Origin of the sequence: Anaerococcus sp. mt242 (assembly GCF_016798225.1) — a bacterium.
Classification (GTDB): domain Bacteria; phylum Bacillota; class Clostridia; order Tissierellales; family Peptoniphilaceae; genus Anaerococcus.
Window position 1 is genome coordinate 83,912 of record NZ_JAEUYX010000001.1, and the last position, 21,743, is coordinate 105,654.

At 31.8% G+C, this 21,743-nt stretch carries 21 protein-coding genes; 14 read left to right on the top strand and 7 right to left on the bottom strand.

The features are described from left to right. Nucleotides 1-5 precede the first annotated feature (5 nt). The 11 genes from JNO63_RS00500 to JNO63_RS00550 all read left to right on the top strand — a co-directional run bounded on the left by JNO63_RS00500 (nt 6) and on the right by JNO63_RS00550 (nt 10,136). Nucleotides 6-968: a PhoH family protein gene (locus tag JNO63_RS00500; protein ID WP_443111041.1), complete on the top strand. Its 963-nt coding sequence runs from the start codon at nt 6-8 to the stop codon at nt 966-968. A gap of 9 nt (nt 969-977) precedes the next feature. Continuing rightward, entirely contained in the window at nt 978-1,427 is a 450-nt protein-coding gene (ybeY, locus tag JNO63_RS00505; protein WP_203126216.1) for an rRNA maturation RNase YbeY, read from the top strand. Further along, entirely contained in the window at nt 1,420-2,265 is an 846-nt protein-coding gene (locus tag JNO63_RS00510; protein ID WP_203126218.1) for a diacylglycerol kinase, read from the top strand. The genes ybeY and JNO63_RS00510 overlap by 8 nt, the downstream gene beginning before the upstream one ends. Then, nucleotides 2,262-2,663, top strand: a complete 402-nt coding sequence (gene cdd / locus JNO63_RS00515) for a cytidine deaminase (RefSeq protein WP_203126219.1) — start codon at nt 2,262-2,264, stop codon at nt 2,661-2,663. The genes JNO63_RS00510 and cdd overlap by 4 nt, the downstream gene beginning before the upstream one ends. Continuing rightward, complete coding sequence (gene era / locus JNO63_RS00520; protein ID WP_203126220.1) at nt 2,660-3,541, top strand: GTPase Era; 882 nt, start codon at nt 2,660-2,662, stop codon at nt 3,539-3,541. Before cdd ends, era begins: the two co-directional genes overlap by 4 nt. Then, nucleotides 3,528-4,295: a DNA repair protein RecO gene (recO, locus tag JNO63_RS00525; RefSeq protein ID WP_203126221.1), complete on the top strand. Its 768-nt coding sequence runs from the start codon at nt 3,528-3,530 to the stop codon at nt 4,293-4,295. The genes era and recO overlap by 14 nt, the downstream gene beginning before the upstream one ends. A 1-nt stretch (nt 4,296) precedes the next feature. Further along, a complete protein-coding gene (glyQ, locus tag JNO63_RS00530; protein WP_203126222.1) occupies nt 4,297-5,178 on the top strand; it encodes a glycine--tRNA ligase subunit alpha in 882 nt (293 codons plus the stop codon). After that, nucleotides 5,168-7,234, top strand: coding sequence for a glycine--tRNA ligase subunit beta (gene glyS / locus JNO63_RS00535; RefSeq protein ID WP_338014972.1), 2,067 nt, complete (start codon nt 5,168-5,170; stop codon nt 7,232-7,234). Before glyQ ends, glyS begins: the two co-directional genes overlap by 11 nt. Before the next feature lie 9 nt (nt 7,235-7,243). After that, nucleotides 7,244-8,062 carry a pyruvate, water dikinase regulatory protein gene (locus tag JNO63_RS00540; RefSeq protein WP_203126223.1) on the top strand — a complete coding sequence of 273 codons (819 nt, stop codon included), beginning with the start codon at nt 7,244-7,246 and terminating at the stop codon, nt 8,060-8,062. A 12-nt stretch (nt 8,063-8,074) separates the two neighbouring features. Then, nucleotides 8,075-9,607 carry a glutamine-hydrolyzing GMP synthase gene (gene guaA / locus JNO63_RS00545; protein ID WP_203126225.1) on the top strand — a complete coding sequence of 511 codons (1,533 nt, stop codon included), beginning with the start codon at nt 8,075-8,077 and terminating at the stop codon, nt 9,605-9,607. A gap of 214 nt (nt 9,608-9,821) precedes the next feature. Beyond that, the gene (locus JNO63_RS00550; RefSeq protein ID WP_203126433.1) at nt 9,822-10,136 is read left to right on the top strand and encodes a plasmid mobilization protein; all 315 of its coding nucleotides are present in this window, start codon (nt 9,822-9,824) and stop codon (nt 10,134-10,136) included. Between the two features lie 230 nt (nt 10,137-10,366). On the opposite strand, the gene JNO63_RS00555 is transcribed toward JNO63_RS00550, so the two are convergent. Genes JNO63_RS00555 through JNO63_RS00580 form a run of 6 tightly spaced genes read right to left on the bottom strand, consistent with a single transcriptional unit; the run spans nt 10,367 to nt 17,886 of the window. Continuing rightward, nucleotides 10,367-11,755 (bottom strand): ABC transporter ATP-binding protein, encoded by a 1,389-nt coding sequence (locus tag JNO63_RS00555; RefSeq protein WP_203126227.1) that lies wholly within the window; start codon nt 11,753-11,755, stop codon nt 10,367-10,369. Between the two features lie 10 nt (nt 11,756-11,765). After that, nucleotides 11,766-12,422: an energy-coupling factor transporter transmembrane component T gene (locus JNO63_RS00560; protein ID WP_203126229.1), complete on the bottom strand. Its 657-nt coding sequence runs from the start codon at nt 12,420-12,422 to the stop codon at nt 11,766-11,768. Nucleotide 12,423: 1 nt separating this feature from the next. After that, nucleotides 12,424-13,011 carry an MptD family putative ECF transporter S component gene (locus JNO63_RS00565; protein WP_203126231.1) on the bottom strand — a complete coding sequence of 196 codons (588 nt, stop codon included), beginning with the start codon at nt 13,009-13,011 and terminating at the stop codon, nt 12,424-12,426. 60 nt (nt 13,012-13,071) lie between these two features. Beyond that, complete coding sequence (locus tag JNO63_RS00570; protein ID WP_203126233.1) at nt 13,072-14,415, bottom strand: MATE family efflux transporter; 1,344 nt, start codon at nt 14,413-14,415, stop codon at nt 13,072-13,074. Nucleotides 14,416-14,426: 11 nt separating this feature from the next. Next, a complete protein-coding gene (locus JNO63_RS00575) occupies nt 14,427-16,148 on the bottom strand; it encodes an ABC transporter ATP-binding protein (RefSeq protein WP_203126235.1) in 1,722 nt (573 codons plus the stop codon). Further along, nucleotides 16,132-17,886, bottom strand: a complete 1,755-nt coding sequence (locus JNO63_RS00580) for an ABC transporter ATP-binding protein (protein ID WP_203126237.1) — start codon at nt 17,884-17,886, stop codon at nt 16,132-16,134. Before JNO63_RS00580 ends, JNO63_RS00575 begins: the two co-directional genes overlap by 17 nt. 159 nt (nt 17,887-18,045) lie before the next feature. Here JNO63_RS00580 and JNO63_RS00585 point away from each other — a divergent pair, with 159 nt between their 5' ends. Both JNO63_RS00585 and JNO63_RS00590 read left to right on the top strand, forming a co-directional pair. Further along, a complete protein-coding gene (locus tag JNO63_RS00585) occupies nt 18,046-19,038 on the top strand; it encodes a helix-turn-helix domain-containing protein (RefSeq protein WP_203126239.1) in 993 nt (330 codons plus the stop codon). Nucleotides 19,039-20,104: 1,066 nt separating this feature from the next. Further along, nucleotides 20,105-20,308, top strand: a complete 204-nt coding sequence (locus tag JNO63_RS00590; RefSeq protein WP_203126241.1) for a helix-turn-helix domain-containing protein — start codon at nt 20,105-20,107, stop codon at nt 20,306-20,308. A 19-nt stretch (nt 20,309-20,327) separates the two neighbouring features. Here JNO63_RS00590 and JNO63_RS00595 read toward each other — a convergent pair whose 3' ends face one another. Beyond that, complete coding sequence (locus JNO63_RS00595; protein WP_203126243.1) at nt 20,328-20,498, bottom strand: hypothetical protein; 171 nt, start codon at nt 20,496-20,498, stop codon at nt 20,328-20,330. 506 nt (nt 20,499-21,004) lie between these two features. Here JNO63_RS00595 and JNO63_RS00600 point away from each other — a divergent pair. Then, nucleotides 21,005-21,655, top strand: coding sequence for a hypothetical protein (locus JNO63_RS00600; protein ID WP_203126245.1), 651 nt, complete (start codon nt 21,005-21,007; stop codon nt 21,653-21,655). The last annotated feature ends 88 nt before the right edge of the window (nt 21,656-21,743 follow it).

The window sequence follows — 21,743 nt, forward strand, 5'->3', positions numbered from 1 at the left end:
TAAGAATTTTATTTGGTAATTTTGATAAAAATAGAAAATATATAGAAGAACGTTTCAATACCAAAATAAAACTTAAAGAAGATGGCCTAGAAGTAAGTGGTAAGGGTATAAACACAGAATTTGCCAAAGAACTTATTATAGAGCTATTAAATGAAGTTGATAAAAATGGTAGCCTGGAATTTCAAAAAATAAAATATTATGCAGATATGCTGGAGCGTGAAAACAAGGATGTAATCAAACAAGCCCTTGATGATTCAATTATCACAACTGCAACAGGAAAACCAATCAAACCAAAAACACTAGGCCAACAAGCCTATATTGAAAAAATAAAAAATAATGATGTGGTTTTTGGTATAGGTCCTGCTGGTACTGGTAAAACATATCTGGCTGTTGCTATGGCAGTAAGAAGCTTTAAGCAAGGCGAAGTAAATAGGATTATCCTTACTCGTCCAGCAGTAGAAGCTGGAGAAAGTCTAGGATTTTTACCAGGTGACTTACAAGATAAAGTGGATCCATATTTGCGCCCACTATATGACGGACTTTTTGAAATACTAGGATTTGAAACTTACCAAGGCTTGGTAGAAAAAGGAATGATTGAAGTTGCCCCTCTTGCTTATATGAGAGGACGTACTTTAGATAATGCTTTTGTAATACTTGATGAGGCACAAAATACAACAAGTGAGCAGATGAAAATGTTTTTAACCCGTTTAGGTTACGGTTCAAAGGCAATCATCACTGGAGATAAAACCCAAGTTGATTTGCCTCGTGGCAAAAATAGTGGGCTTAGAACTGCTGAACGTATACTAAAAGATGTCAAAGGTATTGGTTTTCAAAACTTCTCATCAGTAGATGTAGTTAGACATCCTCTTGTTCAAAGAATTATCGATGCTTACGATAAGGAAGATGCCAAAAATCAAGCGCAAAGAGAAGAAAAACAAGCAAAAACAGACAAAGAAAAAGAACTTTAAGGATAGTATATGAATCTCATAATTGCAAATGAAACTAATGAAAAAATTGACATGGATGAAAAGCTAAAAAGTGTTGTAAAAACAGTCCTAGAAACAGAGGGACTGCCATTAGAATACGAAGTTTCCATTACTTTTGTAGATATAGATGAGATTCACAAATTAAATAAAGAATTTAGGAATGTAGATAGGCCAACTGATGTCCTATCTTTTCCTATGGATGAGGACTTTTCTATTGAGGGTGTAGATACTATGCTTGGAGATATTGTAATTTCTATGGATGTGGCAAAGGAACAAGCAAAAGATTTTGGCCATTCACTAGATCGTGAAATTATGTATCTTACAGCCCACTCAATGCTACATTTATTAGGCTATGACCACATGGAAGATGAGGAAAAATCTGAAATGCGTGCTCGAGAAAAGGAAGTTATGAAAAAATTGGGAGTCTTTAAAAATGACTGAAAAAAATGAAAGAGAGACTCTTAAAGAAGAAATCAAAAAAGAAGTCCTCGAAGACTGGAGAAAAGAACAAGAGCGCAATGAAGCAGCCCGCCAAAAGTTAAATGATCGAAACTTTGAAAAAGAAGAACTCTCTCATGGGCAAAAATTTTTAAAAGGATTTGATTACGCCTATGAGGGTTTGGTTTGGGCTATAAATCACGAAAAAAATATGAAATTTCACTTGCTTGCCCTGGCGATTTTATTAGTTGCATCTTTATTTTTTAATCTTTCTAGAATAGAGATGATAACTTTAGTGTTTGCAGTTAGCTTTGTATTAGGATTTGAATTATTAAATACAGCCTTAGAGCAAGCAGTAAACCTAGCCAGTGGTGGCAAATATTCTCCCTTTGCAAAGGCCAGCAAAGACATAGCTGCAGCTGCAGTTTTTATTTCAGCACTTAATGCGCTTTTTGTGGCCTATCTAATATTTTTTGATAAATTTATAGATTTTTATAATTCAGTAATTGTTAGGATTACTAGACAACCGTCACATTTAGCGGTTATTACACTTTCTTTAGCAATTGTAGTTACAATTTTCTTAAAAGGTGTATTCTATGAAGGTCACGGGACGGCTTTTAAGGGCGGATTTGTAAGTGGTCATACATCGCTAGGATTTTGCATTGCAACTATTGGTATTATGCAAAGTACAAATCCTCTTGTAAAACTTTTATTTTTAGGACTTGCAATTATTATTGCAGAAAGTAGGTATGAGGCTAATATTCACTCCATACCGGAAATTGTTAGAGGAGCCATCCTTGGAGCATCCATGGCCATGGCTATATTTGGGATATTTTCATGAAGGAAATACAAAATTTAATTGATATTGCAATAGCAAATAAGAAAAATTCATACTCTCCTTATTCAAACTTTAGGGTATCCTCAGTTGTAAAAACAAAGTCAGGAGCCATTTATAAGGGAGTAAATATAGAAAATGCAGCCTATTCTCCATGCCTTTGTGCAGAAAGATCAGCAATGAGCACTGCCATTAGCGAGGGAGAAATGGACTTTGCATATATAGTGATAACCGGCGATAGTCAAGATACATTCCCTTGTGGAGTGTGCAGGCAGTTTATAAAAGAATTTGCTGATGATGAAACTAAAATAGTGATAGCAAATAGTGTGGATGATTACAAGATATTCACCATAGATGAGCTTTTGCCACACAGTTTTTCAAGTAAGGATTTAGAAAATAAATGAAATCAGGATTTATATCGGTAGTTGGCAGGGCAAATGTTGGAAAATCAACTCTTATGGAAAAGATTTTAAGAGAAAAGATATCGATTATTTCAAACAAACCCCAAACAACCAGAGATAAAATACAAATAATATATAATGATGAGGATAGCCAGATAATTTTTATCGACACACCAGGCATCCAAACTCCACAAAACAAGCTTCAAGAAAAACTTTTTGAATTTAGTGAGGAGTCATTAAAAGAGTCTGATATTGTAACCTTTATAGTGGACAATTCCTTAGAAATAGGCAGACTTGATAGAGAAATAATTGAAATGCTAAAACGCATCCATGTTCCTAAAATTTTACTTATTAACAAAACAGATTTGCTAAGCGAAGATGAATTTGAGCAAATAAAAAATAAATTTGAGAACATGGAAATGTTTGAGCATATTATTGGTATTTCTGCCTTGGAAGATAAAAATATCGACCAATATATAGAAACCATAAAAGAAATGCTAGATGAGGGCCCAGCCTACTATGATAGGGATATGATCACTGATAAGTCAGAAAGATTTATCGTTTCAGAAATTATCCGTGAAAAGGCTCTAAATAATCTAAATGAAGAAGTCCCACACGGCATTGCTGTAAGAATTGATAATTTTAAACAAAGAGAAAATAGAAATCTTATCGATATCGATGCAACTATCATTGTTGAAAAAAATTCTCATAAGGAAATTGTTATCGGCAAGGGTGGATCTATGGTTAAGCAAATTGGCATAGAGGCCCGCAAAGAAATCGAAGTTTTCTTAGACAGCAAGGTCAATTTAAAACTTTGGGTCAAGGTCGAAAAAGACTGGCGCAAAAAAGAAAAATTGGTGGATAGGTTTGGCTACAAATGATCTTTCTGATGTGACAGGCTTTGTCCTAAGAGAATTCCCCTACAAGGAAACTAGCAAAATCATCGAAGTTTTTAGCAAAGATTTTGGAAGAGTATCAATAATTGCCAAGGGTACTATGAACAAAAAATCTAAAACCCTAGGAGTTACTCAAAGATTTGTAAAAGCTTCCTACAACCTATATAAATCTGGCAAAGAATTTTATGGGATAAAGGAAGCAAGTCTTATAAAATCTTATTCAAAGTCAAATAAAAATTTTGATGTGATTTTATATAAATCAGCTATTTGTGATTTACTTTTAAGAACTTATGATCAAATCCAGATCGAAGTTGTCTACAAACTTATTGAAAATACTTTTGAAGCCTTTGAAAATGCAGGAAGTAATCAAATAAACATTTTTTTGGCATTTTTATTAAAATATATTTCATTTTCAGGTTTTAAACCAAATTTGAGTACTTGCGGTGTTTGCGGTAAAAAAGTTATTAGTAGTGAAGTTTTTTTCTCAGAAAGCCAATCGTCTTTGATTTGTGAAGATGATAAATATATTATCCGTGATAAGATTTTTCTATATAAAGAGGAATTTGCCTATCTTAAAGGCCTTTTGTACACGAAATCAGAAGATTTAGAAAAACTAAATCCACCCGAAAATCATAATAAAATTACAAGATTAATTATTAACTACACCCTTGATAAGCTAGAAATTAGCAAATTTTCTTCCATAGATTGGGTGCTAAAAAACGCTAATGAAAGGAATTAGTATGTATTTTGAAGATTTAATACTAACTTTAGAAGAATACTGGAAAGAGCAGGGATGCTCTGTAATGTTTTCTTATGATACAGAAAAAGGTGCTGGAACTATGAACCCTCGCACTTTTTTAAGAGCTCTTGGACCAGAACCTTGGTCAGTAGTTTATGTTGAGCCATCAAGAAGACCAGCAGATGGTCGTTATGGAGAAAATCCAAACAGGCTATACCAACACCACCAATTACAAGTTTTACTAAAACCAAGCCCAGATAATATCCAAGATATTTATCTAAAATGCCTTGAAAGAATTGGTATCAATCCAAAAGAACATGATATTCGTTTTGTAGAAGACAACTGGGAATCACCAACCCTTGGTGCTTGGGGACTTGGTTGGGAAGTTTGGCTTGATGGGATGGAAATCACACAATTTACTTATTTCCAACAAGTAGGTGGTATCAACTGTGAGATTGAAAGTGGAGAGATCACAATCGGTCTTGAAAGAATTTGTATGTACCTTCAAGATGTAGACAATGTTTATGATATCAAATGGTCAGAAAATTTAACCTACGGTGATGTATTTAAACTTGCAGAGTACGAAAACTCCAAATACTCTTTCGAAGATGCAGATAATGAAGTTTTGATGAACTTATTTGATATTTATGAAAAAGAAGCAAACAGACTAATTGATCTTGATTTAGTTTATCCAGCCTATGACAATGTACTAAAAACAAGCCATACCTTTAACACTCTTGATGCCAAAGGGGCCATTTCTGTTTCAGAACGTAGCCACTACATAAAAAGAGTGCGTGATGTAAGCTCAAAAGTAGCTGAAAAATATATTGCAAAAAGAGAAGAGCAAGGATTTCCTCTTCTAAGAAAGGATAATGATGAGTAGATACTTATTAGAAATCGGTGTAGAAGAGATACCTTCAGATTATATAGAATCGACCAAAAAACAACTTAAAGAAAAATTTCAAAAATTAATTGATGATAACAAATTAACAGTAGATGAAATTAGAGTGGAATCAACACCAAGAAGATTTGCAATCTTTTTAGAAAATATAAATTCAAATCAATCAGATGTAACAATTTGTGTCAAAGGACCAAGTGCTGCTATTGCCTATGATGAAGATGGCAATCCAAATAAGCCACTTTTAGGATTTTTAAGAGGACAAGGTGCAGAACTTTCTGATGTAGTTATCAAAGATTATAATGGATCTGACTATGTTTATATAGAAAAAAAAGAAGAAAGCAAATCTGTTGTACAAGTTTTAAAAGAAAATGTATATGATTTAGTAAAATCAATCAACTTCAAACGCTCCATGCGTTGGGGTGGCAAATCTATCCGCTGGGCAAGGCCTATTAGATACTTTGTTTCTATCTTAGATGACAAAATCTTAGATTTTGATGCAGAAGGCATTACAGTTTCAAATGTGACCCGTGGTCATAGAACACTGGGCAATGATAAAGTTGTTATAAATTCTATAGATGAATACGAAAATCTTTTAAAAGAAAATTTTGTAATCCTACCATATAAAGATCGTCGAGATATCATTATCCGTGGACTAAATAAAATAAATATGGAAAAGGGTGGGGAGTATATGCACGATGAGGATTTACTTGATGAAGTAATAAATATCGTTGAGTATCCAACAGTGCTTGCTGGAGATATTGATACAAAATATTTGGAATTACCAAAAGAAGTTATCATTACTCCAATGAAAGACCATCAAAGATATTTCCCAGTTTTGGATGATAACGGCAACTTATTGCCATACTTCCTTTTAGTTAGAAATGGGGATGACAATCACGGTGAAAATGTAGTTTTAGGTAATAAGAAAGTATTAGTAGCAAGACTTGAAGATGCAAAATTCTTCTATGAGATAGATAGCGCAAAAAAACTAGAAGAGTATGTAGAAGATTTAAAATCACTTACATTTTTTGAAGGCCTTGGATCTATGTATCAAAAAACACAAAGACTTGTGGACTTAAGCGAGAGATATCAACAAGAATTAAAACTTGGTGAAGATATCAAGGAAGACTTAAAGCGTGCAGCATATCTTTCAAAAGCAGACCTAGTCACAAAAATGGTTATAGAATTTACCGAGCTTCAAGGAACCGTGGGTAAAATCTATGCCCTAAATTCTGGCGAAAACGAAAGAGTAGCAAATGCTATAGAAGAACAGTACTTGCCAAGATCAGCTGGTGGAGCTCTACCAAAAACTATTACAGGTATAGTTTTATCAATTGCTGATAAAATCGATACAATTGTTGGACTTTATGCTATTGAAAAATATGTAACAGGAAGCCAAGACCCATTTGGATTACGTCGTTCTGCCCTAGGACTTATCAATATAATCTTGCAAAATAACATTGATGTTGATCTTAAGGATTTGATAAATGATGCCCTAATAGTTTATACAGAAGAAAATGGATTGCCATTTGATTATGACATTACAATGGAAAAAACTATTGAATTTATCAAAGATAGACTAAGAAATATGCTAATAGATGATGGATTTAGATATGATATTGTAAACTCAGTAATAAATGGAGATGATACAAATGTACTAAGAATATATCATAGAGCTCAAGCTGTAAGCGAATTTTTAGCAGATGATGAAGAAGCTTTATCCTACTTTAATAGGATTAATAACCTAGCAAAAGAAGATATATCAGTTGACATTAACAAAGATTTATTTGAAAATGATCTTGAAAAAAGTTTTTATGATGAGATTAGAAATCTAGCAAATAGGGTCTTCCAATCAAGTGAAGACTACAAAAGTGAGCTAAAAAGTGTGGCTCTAACTGCAAATGTGGGTAATGAATACTTAGACAATACTATGATAAATGTTGAAGACGAGGCGGTAAAAAATAATAGACTTACCATGCTAAATGCCCTATCAAAAAGAATCAACAAAGTATTTGATGTCAGTCAAATAGTTAAATAGAGGAAAATTATGGATGAAGCATTAACTATATTTATAATCAGCGACTCAACTGGAGAAACTGCCGAGACCTATTTAAAGTCAGTTACTACCCAGTTTCCTGATCTAAGCACTAGAGTCATAAGAAGACCAGATGTTAAAACAAAAGAAGAAATAGATGAAATTTTTAAGCAAATTCCTAAGTATTCGATAATTGTGCCAACAATGGCTGATAAAAACTTGGCAAATTACATTTGCGATTTGGCCAGAGAAAAGAATATAGAAGTGCTGGCAATCCTAGAAGAGGGCATTAGAGCCTTTGAAAAAGTCACAGGTCAAAAGGCAGTTAGGCAAGTAGGGCTTACAAGAGCCCTTTCTAAAGACTATTTTTCTATGATTGAGGCCATAGAATTTGCCATCCAATATGATGATGGCAAAGATCCTAGAGGATTTTTAAAATCTGATATAGTCTTGCTTGGAGTAAGTAGAACTAGTAAAACTCCAACAACTATGATTCTTGCAACCAAAAATTATAAGGTAAGTAATTTGCCATTAGTGCCAGAATCAAGACTACCAAAAGAGATTTTTGATGTAGATTCCGATAGGCTAATTGGTCTAATAATAGATCCAGAAAAGCTTGTAAATATAAGAGAAGACCGCTCAAAAGAACTAGGTTTTGAAGGAGAATCAAAATATTCAAAACAAAACCGTATAAATGATGAGCTAAATTATGCAAAAGAAGTATTTAAAGACTTAGATTGCAAGGTTATAGATGTGACAAACAATACCATTGAGCAAACCGCAACACAGATAGTAGAATATTACAAATCCAAATTTGAAGATAAAAAGTAAAAGGGAGAGAAGATGAGTTTAAACAAAATTTTTGTACTAAATTTTGGTGGCCAAACCGACCAACTTATCGTAAGACGCGTGCGTGAACTAGGCGTTTACGCAGAGCTTCATCCATGCGATGTAAACTTGGACACACTTGATTTAGAGGGACTAGCAGGAATTATCCTAACAGGTGGCCCACAATCAGTAAATGATGAAAATTCTTTAAGAACAGACAGCAAATTATTTGACCTAGGAGTACCAATTTTAGGTATTTGCTATGGTTTACAATATATCAACCAATATTATGGTGGTCAAATCGAAACACCAAAAAACGGTGAATACGGTAAAACACCACTATTGGTAGATAACAAAAGCGAAATATTTAAAAATGTACCACAAGAATCAACAATTTGGATGAACCACAGAGATAGGGTAAGCAAAATTGCTGATGGATTTAAGAAAACTGCATGGACACTTAACTGCCCAGTAGCAGGTATGGAAAACAAAGAAAAAAATATCTACGCAGTACAATTTCACCCAGAAGTAGTTCACTCAGAATACGGTAAAGAAATGCTAGAAAGCTTTGTAATAGACATCTGCCATGCAGAAAAAACTTGGAAAATGGATGACTTTGCAGAAAAAATTATAGCAGACATCAAAGAAAAATATGCTGGCGAAAAAATGATTTGCGCACTTTCTGGTGGAGTAGACTCATCTGTAGCAGCAACCATTGTTTCAAAAGCAATAGGTGATAATCTTCAATGTATATTTGTAGACCACGGTCTCCTACGTAAAAACGAAGCAGATGAAGTAATGGAAACTTACAAAAACTTAGGACTAAATGTCAAAAAAGTAGACGCAAGCGCTGAATTTTTAGAAAAACTAAAAGGCGTAGATGATCCAGAAACAAAAAGAAAAATCATTGGTAACCACTTTATAGAAGTATTCGAACGCGAAGCCAAAGAATTTGGCGAAGCAAAATACCTAGTCCAAGGAACAATTTACCCAGACGTAATTGAATCAGGAAAAGATAAGGCAAGTGTAATCAAATCCCACCATAACGTAGGTGGTTTGCCAGAAGATATGCTTTTTGAAGGCCTAGTAGAACCATTGCGTGATCTATTTAAAGATGAAGTAAGAGAACTAGGAGAAGCAATCGGTGTACCACACGATATGGTATGGCGCCAACCATTCCCAGGACCAGGACTTGCAATCAGAGTGATCGGAGAAATCACAGAAGAAAGACTAGAAATAGTAAGAGAAACAGATGCAATCCTAAGAGAAGAAGTAAAAAACCACGGCCTAAACGAAGACATCTGGCAATATTTCACAGTATGGACTCCAATAAAAACAGTAGGAGTAAAAGGCGATGCCAGAGTATACGAAAATGTAGTAGCAATCAGAGCTGTAGAAACAACAGACGCAATGAGCGTAGAAGCAGCAGAACTACCATTCGAACTACTACAAACCCTATCAAGCAGAATGATAAACGAAGTCACTGGAGTTGGTAGAGTAGTGTATGATATAACTTCAAAACCACCTGGGACTATTGAGTGGGAGTAATAGCAAAATTTTCTAAAATGGCTTAATTACAAGCTATAAAGAGAATGGGAAATGACTACTGGTACTCAAATGGTAAAGAATAAACTTAATAATAGTTCCAAGTGGTTTACATTTGGACAAAAAATTAGACCGTAGTTTCAAACTGCGGTCTTTTTGAGTACATATTCCTATTTTGAAAATATCTTTTTATTAAAAATCAAAATAATCAACTTAAATAAATTTAACAGATGAAGAAAAAGAAATTTTTGAAAAGAAAATGAAACTTGCAAATTGTAAAACCATGTCCCACTTTCTTAGGAAATGTGTATTAGAAAAAGAAATTTATATTGTAGATCTAGAACCATTTAGAAATCTACAATGGCTGCTTTCAAATGTAACAAATAACATAAACCAGATTGCAAAAGCAACTAATACAACTGGAGTTATTTACAAAAATGAAATCGAATCAATGAATAAACAGATAGAAAAATTATCAAGAGAAATATGGCAGATCCATTCTCTACTTCTTAATAAATCAAAAGAAAGTTAAAATGATTAGTATGGCAATTACAAAAATAATCCTATAAAATCAGCTGCAAATTTTCATGAAAAATTGATGGTTTATTAGAGTCGTGTAAAATTAAGTAAAGATCTATTCCTTAGGAATGGTTAAACATTGATACAAAAAAATGTATCAACCCTTACCTTTTACCAGGATTTAGGTTGATACACAAAATTATTTACAGACCCTACAGACCCTTAAGATTTTAATTATTGATTTTATGCCATTTTATATATTCCATCTGCTACATTATTTAAAAACTCATAATCATGCGAAACAACAATTACAACTTTATTAGATTTTTTTGCCAAATCCTTTATAACTTCTGATACAATTATCATATTTTTGAAATCTAAGCCACTTGTAGGCTCATCAAAGATTATGATTTCTTTATCTGAAAGTAGAGCTAAGGCAATTGTCAACCTTTGTTTTTGTCCTCCTGAAAGCGACATTGGATGCTTATCTTTATATTTATCTAATCCAAGCCTGTTAAGAACTATATCTACCTGATTTAATCTATACTCAGGTAAATTTAATTCACATTCTTCTTTTACGCTTCGAGTGAATAATTGTGAATTAATGTCCTGTGTTACAAGGTATGTGTTTTTTAATCTATCTTTATTATTTAAGAGTTTATTGTTTAAAAAAACATTTCCTGTATTCTTTTTTATAAGTCCTGAAATACACTTTAATAGACTTGTTTTTCCTATACCATTTTTCCCAACTATACCTAATATTTCACCTCTATTCAAAGAAATATTAATATCTTTGAATATGAAATTTCCATTTATTGTATACGATAAATCTTTACATAAATAATCATCATTTTTATTAAATTCTTTTTCAAGAACTTCCAACTTCGGAGTAGATAAAGTTCTAATTTTGAGATTATCTTCTTTTTTTGAATTAAATGATTTTATCTCTTCTTGTGTAAAACAATCCTTAATTATGCCTTTGTCTATATAATATGCTTTATCAATTATGTCTTTTAAATAATATAGTCGATGTTCTGCAACTATAATTGTCTTTCCTTCTTTTTTAAATATTTCAATATTGTTTTTTATCGTTTCAATTGTATCCATATCAAGATTTGAAGATGGTTCGTCCAATACGACAATATCTGTGTTTAATGCAAAAATAGATGCAAAAGCTAAAATTTGTTTTTCCCCACTGGACAATGAGATGACATTTTTCCCTATTAATCTATCTATATTTAAATTATTAATAGTTTTTTTTAAGCTTTTTTTTATTAACTCTGGTTCAATTCCCATATTTTCAAGACCAAATACAATTTCTCCCTCAACATCAGAATTAAAAAATTGAGATTTTGGATTTTGAAATATTGAACCAACTTTTTCTGAAATTTTATACTGTGATATGTTTCTAGTAGATTCTCCCTCCATTAAAACTTCTCCAACAAAGTCAGTTTCTTCTTCAAAATGTGGTATAATTCCATTTATTAATTTAGTCAATGACGTTTTGCCTGAACCACTTAGTCCCATAAGTAGTATACATCCACCTTTTTCAACATTTAAGTTGATATCCTTTAATATTTTATATCCCGTTTTAGAGGTACAAGATACATCATTTATATTAACATAACCCATTCCAACTCACCTAAAATATAACCATAATTAAAACAACAAATAAAATCACTAAAACATCATAAACAGTGAATTTAAAATCAATTATAGTTGTTTTTCTACCTGGATTCTCGACTCCTCGTGTTACAGCTGCTTTAGATAACTCTTCAGACATATCAATTGCAGAATTTATTATAGGTACAGTAAATATATCCATATTTTTAATCATACTAATCCCCCTAATCTTCATTGATTCTCTAACACAATGTATATCTTGTCTTAATGTGGGAAAATATCTATAAGTTATCATAAATGCTAAAATAAAATTTTCTGAGAATTTAAATTTTCTAAAAACTCCTGCAATTCCTCTTACCGTCACCGTTTTGTATAACAATGTTCCTGCCATTATGCAAGGAAAAATCTTCCTTGCATAAGAAACAGGTACAATAAATGTCGTTACAATCCACTTGGGTGAATGGGGAAAAACAAAATAATTTATTATTAAAAAAGTAATAAAAGTTAAATATACTTTTAATCCCGATTTAAAATTTCCGCAAACTGTCAAAATAATCAACAAATAGCTCATTAAAATTAATTCACTTGCCACCGATCTACTTTTAAAGAAAAATATATTTACCAATAAAAGCAATATTATTGAGGTTCTAGGATCTAATTTTAATCGCTTGAACATTTTAATTTCTCGCCTCAAAATTTTTATATAAAAATGATTTTAAAATTCCACAAGATAATAATCCAAAAACAAATGGTGTTACAATTAACACAATTAACATTGGTGTATTAATAAAACTTTTTAATGTATTAACATAATCTACTGGCATTCCATTTTCAAGAATTTTTGATATGAATTGTTCTTTTAAAATCCATATTTGGGCTGGAGAACCTATCATACCTAATGAAAAGAAAGCATATGAAAGTGAATTCCATTTATAACTATCATACTTTGATAGGTACCTTATCACTTCTGCCAAAATACTGGCAATTGCTAATGATGCAATTATTATTAAACTAAACTGACCAGTTAAATAGTATATTATAGCAACAATAGCTCCCATTATTATGACTGCTCCTGTTTTTTTAACTTTTTGAACCATAATCATATATGGTATAGATCCAACCAAGGCTATAAATCCAGGCATAAATATCCACATTAGTGGATGAAGACCGCCTAAAAGCATAAACCCAAAATTGATTGCAAAATATATTGCAGTAAATATACCTATTGTAATAACATCTTTTCCTTTTAATTTTTTATTATCCATTTTATTCCTCCTAATAAATAAATTCTTCTGCTATTTTTGTTTTTTCTCTTTATTTTATTTTTAATTATTTACATTCATATTTGAAAGAGCCTTGGCTTGCATTACTAAACCTAACATTATTATTGTAAAATCTACAACTGGTTCTGCCCACCAAACAGCACCTGCTCCAAATACTCTTGGCAATATAAGTAAGGCTGGAACAAGTAGTATTAACTGTCTTAGCATTACAATAATTCCTGCTTTTTTTCCATCTCCTATCGCTTGGAAAAAAGTTATCGTCATAATCATAATTCCATAGAGGATGAATACAGAATAGAATATCCTAAAATTATTAACTCCACTTAAGATTATATCTTGACTTACTTTAAATAGACCAAGTAGCTGTTTTGAAAAAAATTGAGCTGGTAGCCAAAATATTGATGCTAGTACTGTTCCTCCTATAGAAAATATCTTCATAGTTTCTTTGACTCTATCATATTTTTTTGCTCCGTAGTTTGTACCAATAATCGGTTGTAGACCTTGACTCATTCCCCAAATTGGTATAAATGAAAATCCATAAAATCTCATAGTTGCTGACATTAGTATTGCATTTGAATCTCCACCGTATTTAAAAGCTTGTCTATACAGTAATGTTTGTTGAACCATGAAAAGCACTTGCATTATCATGGCTGAAACTCCTACTCCAAACATTTCCTTTGATATATCTTTTTCTTTTTTTATTTTACCTATTTTTACATTTTCACTTTTATTCTTAAAATAATAAAGAGTAATAATTGCTTGAATTATTTGTGCGGTTACTGTCGCTATAGCTGCTCCCTCAATGGCATAATCACCCATTGCTTTCATTAATATTGGATCAAGAGCTATATTGATAAAGGCACCAAGTCCCATAATAGTCATTGCTCTTTTCATAAGCCCTTCACCACGCATAACCATATTGGCTGACTGGGTAAAGTTTACAAAAATTGAGCCTAGAAATATTATTCTTAAATACCTTATGGCTAATGCCTTTATTTCTCCTGTTGCTCCAACTAAATCTAAAAAATATGGTCCTAGAAGTATTCCTCCTATTGTTATAATCGTTGAAAAAAAGATAACCCAATAGATAAGATTTCCCATAAGTTTGTCTATAGTATCTTTATCACCTTTTCCAATGGCTCTTGACAAAATCGACGCCGAACCTATCCCTATAAGCGTTGCAACCCCATTATTAAAAAATGTAAGTGGCATAGCTATTGAGCAAGCCGCCATAGCATTCTCACCAATTATTTGTCCAGCAAATATTCCATCCATAAGTGGATATAGGCCTATAACTACCATCCCAATTACTGCTGGTATAGATAATTGAAACATTAAAGACAATGGCTTCTTGGTCAACAACTGTTCTTTCATGTTTTGTTTCATTTTTAATCCCCTCAATAAATAAATTCTTCTGCCATTTTTGTCTTTTCTATTAAATTCTTGTAAACTTTTGATTTTTGTAAAAGCTCTTCATGTTTGCCTTCACTTTCTACTCTTCCGTTTTCAAGAACTACTATCTTGTCTGCATTTTCTATAGATTTCATTCTGTGTGAAATGATGACAACAGTTTTATCTTTAATTAAATTATTTAAAGACTCTTGAATTTTCTTCTCGTTGTCAACATCAAGGCTTGCTGCTATCTCATCTAATATTAATATCGGTGCATCTTTTAAGAAGGCTCTGGCTATTGATAACCTCTGTCTTTCTCCGCCTGATAGCTCTGCACCATTTTCGCCAACAACTGTATCGAAACCCTTATCCATTTTTTCTATAAAATCTGTACAATTTGCAAGCTCCGCTGCTCTTTTAACCTCTTCATCGCTTGCATCTTGATTTCCTATTCTAATATTTTCCATAACACTTTGATTAAAGAGGACCACATCTTGGAAAACTATTGATACCTTGTCAAAAAGTGATTCTGTTGATATTTCTTTTATATCTTTGCCATCAATTAAAATTTGTCCCTCGTCATAATCATAAAGTCTTGATATAAGTTTCAAGATAGTTGTTTTACCACAGCCACTCGCACCTACCAAAGCGGTAACTTCTCCCTGCTTAGCTTTAAAGCTTACACCATTTAAAACTTTTGCATCTTTATTGTAAGCAAATTCAACGTCTTTTAGATCAATATCAAATTTTTTCAAACTATAATTGTCGCCCTCTTGAAGATTTTGCTTTTGAATTTCTTTTAATCTTTCAATCTTTGGTGATAAATAAAATATTTCCATTACACCCTCTTTAGATGCATCAAGGGCGTCTTTTACCTTAATAGCTGACAGTAAGTACCCTATAAGGTAAAGGGTGTTTATCTCTTTATTTATTATCAAATTAACTCCTACAAGTATGACAACAGCAAGAGATATAAAGCTGAATATTGAAGATATACACATAGTTAAAATTGTAGTTACTTCCGATTTTAAGTGTACTCTTTCACTCTCTTCCATCTTTTTATATAACTCATCTTTCATATCCTTAGATAAATTATATGCTTTAATCTCCATTTGCATTTCGATATTTTCCTGAAAACTTTCTGAGTTTTTCCTTAGAATATCATAATATCTTTTCTGCCCCTTAACCTGATATTTTTTAGATAAAGGTATGAATATGAAGCTTAAGAGTGATGGAATAATCACAGCTAAACCCATTTTCACATTGCCAATTAACATCATGATGGATATTAATGGGAAAAACAGTACCATACCGCCCACTTTTGGTATTGAATGACTCATTGCATGCTCTATACCTTCAATATCAGCCATAATTGTTTGCGAAAGATCGGAAATATCATGTTTTGAAAAATATGACAAAGGTAATTTTGACAAGTATTCTGCAGTTCTTATCCTTAAATCTGCACTTTCTTGATATGTCGTGCTATACAATTTATCGTATTCAATAGAAAGCAAAATATACATTATTATCAAAGTCAAAACTGAGAATACTATATAAAAGCTCTTGCTTTTATCAATATTCTCCAATACTTCTTGAGCAAAAATCATTAGTAATATCGCAGGAAGCATGTTTATACAGTATACGAAAAATGAGGATAGAGTTGCTTTAGTTAAGTTGCTTGCTCCCTTATCAGTAAGGGCAAATCTTTTTTTATAAAACTCCTTCATTTGAAACACTCCATTCATTCGCACTATGGTATATCTCTTGCAGTCTTTTGTAATTGGAGTCTTTTGACATTAATTCTTTGTCAGCTCCTCTTTCTATTATTCGTCCTTTATCCATTACAAGAATTTCATCTACATCTTTAATTGTAGAAAGTCTATGAGCAATCATTATAACTGTTTTATCTTTCATAAGATTCTTGAAGGCTTTTTGTAATTCATACTCATTATCAGGGTCAATAGCAGCTGAAGCTTCATCCATAATAATAATTTTTGAATCCTTCAAAATCGCTCTTGCAATTGCTATTCTTTGTTTCTCTCCTCCAGATAAATAAACTCCTTTTGAACCAATAACTGTATTTTCTCTTTCAGGAAATTTATCTAATATCAGATCACATCCTGCTAATTTTAAAGCTCTCATAACATCATCTTTCGTTGCATCTTTATTGGCTAAAGCTACATTTTCATAAATGCTCTTCTTAAACAATTTTGAATCTTGGAAAACAAAGGAGACCGCTTTAATTAAGGCTTCATCAGAATATTCATTTATTGAATTTTCGCCTATTTTTATACTTCCTTCATCAACATTGTAGAAACCTGATATAAGTTTTGCTACCGTAGATTTTCCTGAGCCTGAAGAACCGACAAGTGCGTAAGACTTTCCTTCTTGCAAACTAAAAGATAAGTTTTCTATTACCGGTTTATCATTATAAGCAAAGCTAACATTGTCAAACTCTATATTATAGTTTTTAAAATTATTTATATTCCCGTGTTTTAAACTATCTTTTTGCATATCATTGTATAGTGATTCTAAAGTATCTACAGCATAACTTCCTTGAGAAATATACATGGAGTACCACATCATTCTCATAAATGAAACAAACATAACTCCTGATAAAAATAAAATCATGACAAGTTCCAACAAAATCATCTTGTCGCTTCCCAAGTTCTCCATAAAATAGACAACCGGAATAATCAATATGGCAATTAATCCAAAAAATAACCACTGATACCAAACATAAGGCTTTTTACAAGATAGTGAATATTCATAAGCGTATTTCGAATAATCTTTTATTGCCTTGTAGAAGCTTTTAAAAGACTCAACGCTTGCACCAAATATTTTTACAACTTGCATTCCTCTTACGTATTCAACCGTTTCAGCACTCAGATTAGCGAGAGCTTCTTGGTATATTTTCATAAATTCTTGTTCTCCCATCATCGCTCCTAAAATAAAGGCTCCAATTATGGTAAGAGCAAGTAAAGTGATACCTACCCTTGTGCTTACTATAAAGCCAAGTACAAGGACAAGAACAGGTGTTATTATTGCCTGAGCACTGTCGGGAATCATGTGAGCTACGACCTGGTGAGTTTGTGCAGCATTATCGTCTATGATCTTTCTTATTTTCCCAGAAGGGTTTAAATCAAAGAACCTAAAGCTTGCGTTCTCTAAACCATCGATTCCTCTTTTTCTTAAATTTGTTTCAAGTCTGAATCCCAATAAATGGGAAAAAGCTCCTGAAACAAAATAAAATATTGCTCCTGCTGTTAATATAAGAGCAGATTTTAGTGCTAAATTTTCTGCTCCGGATAAATCTGTATGAATAATTAAGTTATCTAGAAATCTGTAGATTAAATAGTATCCATATACTGTAAGTACTGCAGATATAACAGAAAAAACTATAGCGAAAAATCCAAGATATTTTTTGTCTTGTACATAAGCAAATAGCTTTTTATAAATCTTCATAATTATCTCCCCTTTCTTTAATATCCCGTTTAGATATAAATTTGCTTAGATGATACTAATTATCATTGCTTTTTTATTATACATCGGTTATAATTACTAATACAATAGTTTTGGATTAATAAGGCTAATTGGAATATTGTCTAGAAGGGATAGTGTGATATGAATTATTATGATTTTGTAAAAGAATATATGAACGTAGATGAATGTAAAAACAATAAGAAATATTCAAGTGCCGGGCATACATTTTGTTGGAGCAAAAATGATTCAACTTGTGCAGAAGGACTTTATTGGTTTTATGAAGGAGATGGATTCATTATTGATGTCCACGATTTTTATATCAAAGAAGAAGTTATTCAAAATAGTACTTATAGTATCTCAGACTATGTTTCAATCTATTCAAGCTACATCGTTAGTGCAAACGGAGAAAAATTTAATCCATATCAAACTTTGACTTCTAACTCATTATGTACTCTAGATTTTGACAATATAAAAGATGACTTTCTTTTTTTATTACATGAAAACTGTTACTATCTTGCTGTTTCTATTGGATTTAAAAGAGAGCTTCTAGACAAGCACCTATCATCCATTAATATTGATCCGGAATCATTTTATAGGGCTTTACTTCAAACAAATCAAATAATACTTACAAAATCCTTAGAAAAAGTGGCTATGGAAATTTTAAATTGTAAGATGGAAGCTCCTGCCGCTGATTTTTTCTTTAAAGCCAAAGCAAATGAATGGGTAAGTATAGTAATAGATACCTACTTAAATAGGAAAAAATATAAAATTGAGTCTGATGATAATAAAGCACTTGAAGATGTAGCTAGATTTTTAGATGATCATTTTGCCATGAATGTAAATCAGGAAACACTTGAAAAAATATCTAAAATGAGCGGAACAAAATTAAAAAATTTGTTCAAAGAAAAATATGGTCAAAGTATTACAGAGTACACCCAAAGGAAAAGAATGAATGTGGCTGAGACTCTTTTGTTAAATACCGAGCTTCCTATAAAGGAAATAGCAGAATCTGTTGGATACTCATCCCATAGCAAATTTTCCATTTATTACAAAAGGTACAAGGGAAAACTTCCTAGTGAAGTCCGTAATTTAGCTTGCGACTATTACAATTTAAATTGTGATTGCTGCGATTAAACTATTTTTTTATTTATACGTATTTATTTTATAGATATTTATATTTACATCTATAAATTTGATTTAAAAAAATGAGCAAAAAAATAAAGGCAGTCCGAAGACTGCCGCATTTACCTCTCTGTTCCTTTGCTATGTTCTTTCTTGTTTGACTTAGCTTTGTCATCTGTCTTAAAGATTTTTATTTGCCCTAATATGGACTTTTTTTCCTTATCTTGACTCTTTACTTGTTCTTTTGCTTTTAATAGCTTGGAAGACAAAAAGAGATATTATATTAAAATAATATTTCTCCGGTACTGGGACTGGGACGGGACTAAAAATCTGAAAACGTCCTATAATTAGATGGATTTAGTGGTAGTCTAAAGAATAGAATCTAGTATTTTGAATGGTTTGGTATATATCGGACGTTTGGAAAAGAAGAGTGGGAATAGTCGTAAAATTTTCTAAAATGGCTTAATTAAAATCTATAAAGAGAGTGAAAAATGGCTACCGGTACTCAAATGGCACTGGAAGTAAAAAAGAATAATTAAAATAATAGTTCCAAGTGGTTTACATTTGGACAAAAAATTAGACCGTAGTTTCAAACTGCGGTCTTTTTGCGCACATATTTTATTTTGAAAATATTGATTTTATATAATTATGTGGGTTATTATAAATTAGATCATTAATTAAGTTGAATAAAATATTAAAAAATATAAAGACCATAACAGGATATTTGAGGAAATATTTAGATTATATAGCAAACAAGTAAATTATGCGACAATAAAATGTCGGTTTGAATAAGAGTTAATAGAAAATAAAATAAGCACTTCGCAAAAATGTTGATGCACTGTTTTGGTTTATAGATAAGTGTGAATTTTATATTGTGTATAGGGTTTGATCTGTCCGTTGGGGACCATGTTATCCTTTAATCAAAAGATTTGGAGCAGTTCCAAGTGGGACAAGAAAAAAACAAGGACTATCTCAATAAATACTAACGCAAGCAGAAGTATAAAATAGGCTAAAGTGACTTATTAGCCTATTTATGATATAATATATCTTAACAATAAAACGGATAAGGGGTAATAATATGGCAATTTCTTATAAACCATTATGGCACTTATTGGTAGAAAGAGAAATGAACAAAGAAGACTTAAAAAGAGCTGCAAACATAACAAGCAACATAGTTTCAAGAATGAGCAAAAACTCTTATGTGAACTTAGAGTCACTAGAAAAGATTTGCTTGGCATTGGATTGCAGAATTGAAAATGTAGTTGAAATCATTAAAGATTAACATTTGTAAAACCACTCGATTAAATAATTGGGTGATTTTTATCATCTTCAGGTAGTTTCTTATATTTGATTTGAAACGAATTATAGAAAATCTCTATAAAAATATCTATACCATCATTGAAATAATGCATAATTTGTGATAGTTCACTGACAAGCATAGAATTATTATTGATATCTGGAGTATTTTTCATATCATCTTCGTGATTTTAACGAATATCTTTTAGAATAGTATCCAAAGTCTTGTGAGTAATATGACAAAAGAAATCTTCCTCATTTATTTTGGAAGCTACAAAAGTTCTTGTATCTATCTACATCAGGATTTTAGCTGATGATTTCTGATCTCACATATTCTAAAGAGTTATTCAGATCATTAAAACGCATAGTAGCAATGCCATTAACGAAGCTTTTCATATCAGACATAACAGACAAAATTATGATAAGAAAATTTGCGTACTTTTACAAGTTTACCATAGTATAAATAGTGATTTTAGAATATATATTGTGAAAGGAGAAAAATATATTGCAAAATTTCTTTAAATAGGTTAATATTAAATCGATAAGTACACTTGTGAGGGTGGTCATAGTACATTATAAATATTACTATAAACACTGATTCTAGTGAGCCAATTTATGAACAAATTGAGAATCAAATAAAAAAACAAATTATAGGCAAAGAATTAAAAAAGGGAGATTTTTTATGAAAACATATAATAGAGCATTAGCATTATTTTTATCAATCACATTATTTTTAAGTGCTACACCAATAAACTCATTCGCAGCTTCTTATGGAAACATGGGGCTAGAGAGTATATATGACCAAACACTAGCAGAAGTTGAGTTAAATTACAATGATATGAGTGCTAAGGAGCAAGCAATATATTGGGAAGTAGTAAGGCGTGATATAGAGAAGTATAAAAAAGAGGATCCAAACTTTGATCAAGAATTATTCCTTGAGCAATTAAATCAAGTTCTTGTTGATATGGATTCTACGGGAACATCGGTTGTACCGCAGTCCAAAATGGCACTTGCAAGTATTGAATTTGCAATTCCGAATAATGTAGTTGCTACGGCTGTAAATATAGCTGTTTCAATGATTGTAGGAGGAGCCACAAGTGCAGCTATTAGAGCTTATATTCTAAAAAAAGGAGCTCGTGTAGCGGTTAAGGAGTTAACAAAGGCTGTTGTTTCAAAATTATTGGCATTGGGGATAAGAGAAGTAACTGGTATTGGAACTATTATCAGAGCCGTAATAAAAAATGTACTTGATCCCGGCAGTACAGTTGCTGAATGGTTAGACAAAAGAGATCATAAACCAAGAAATGGTTTTGTAGATGTTAAGGCATTTTAATGGGTAAAATAGTGTCTCTAATAATTCAAATTATAGTCATTACATGTATTTTTGCGATTGCTATAACTGCCAGTTATTTTGGACTTCC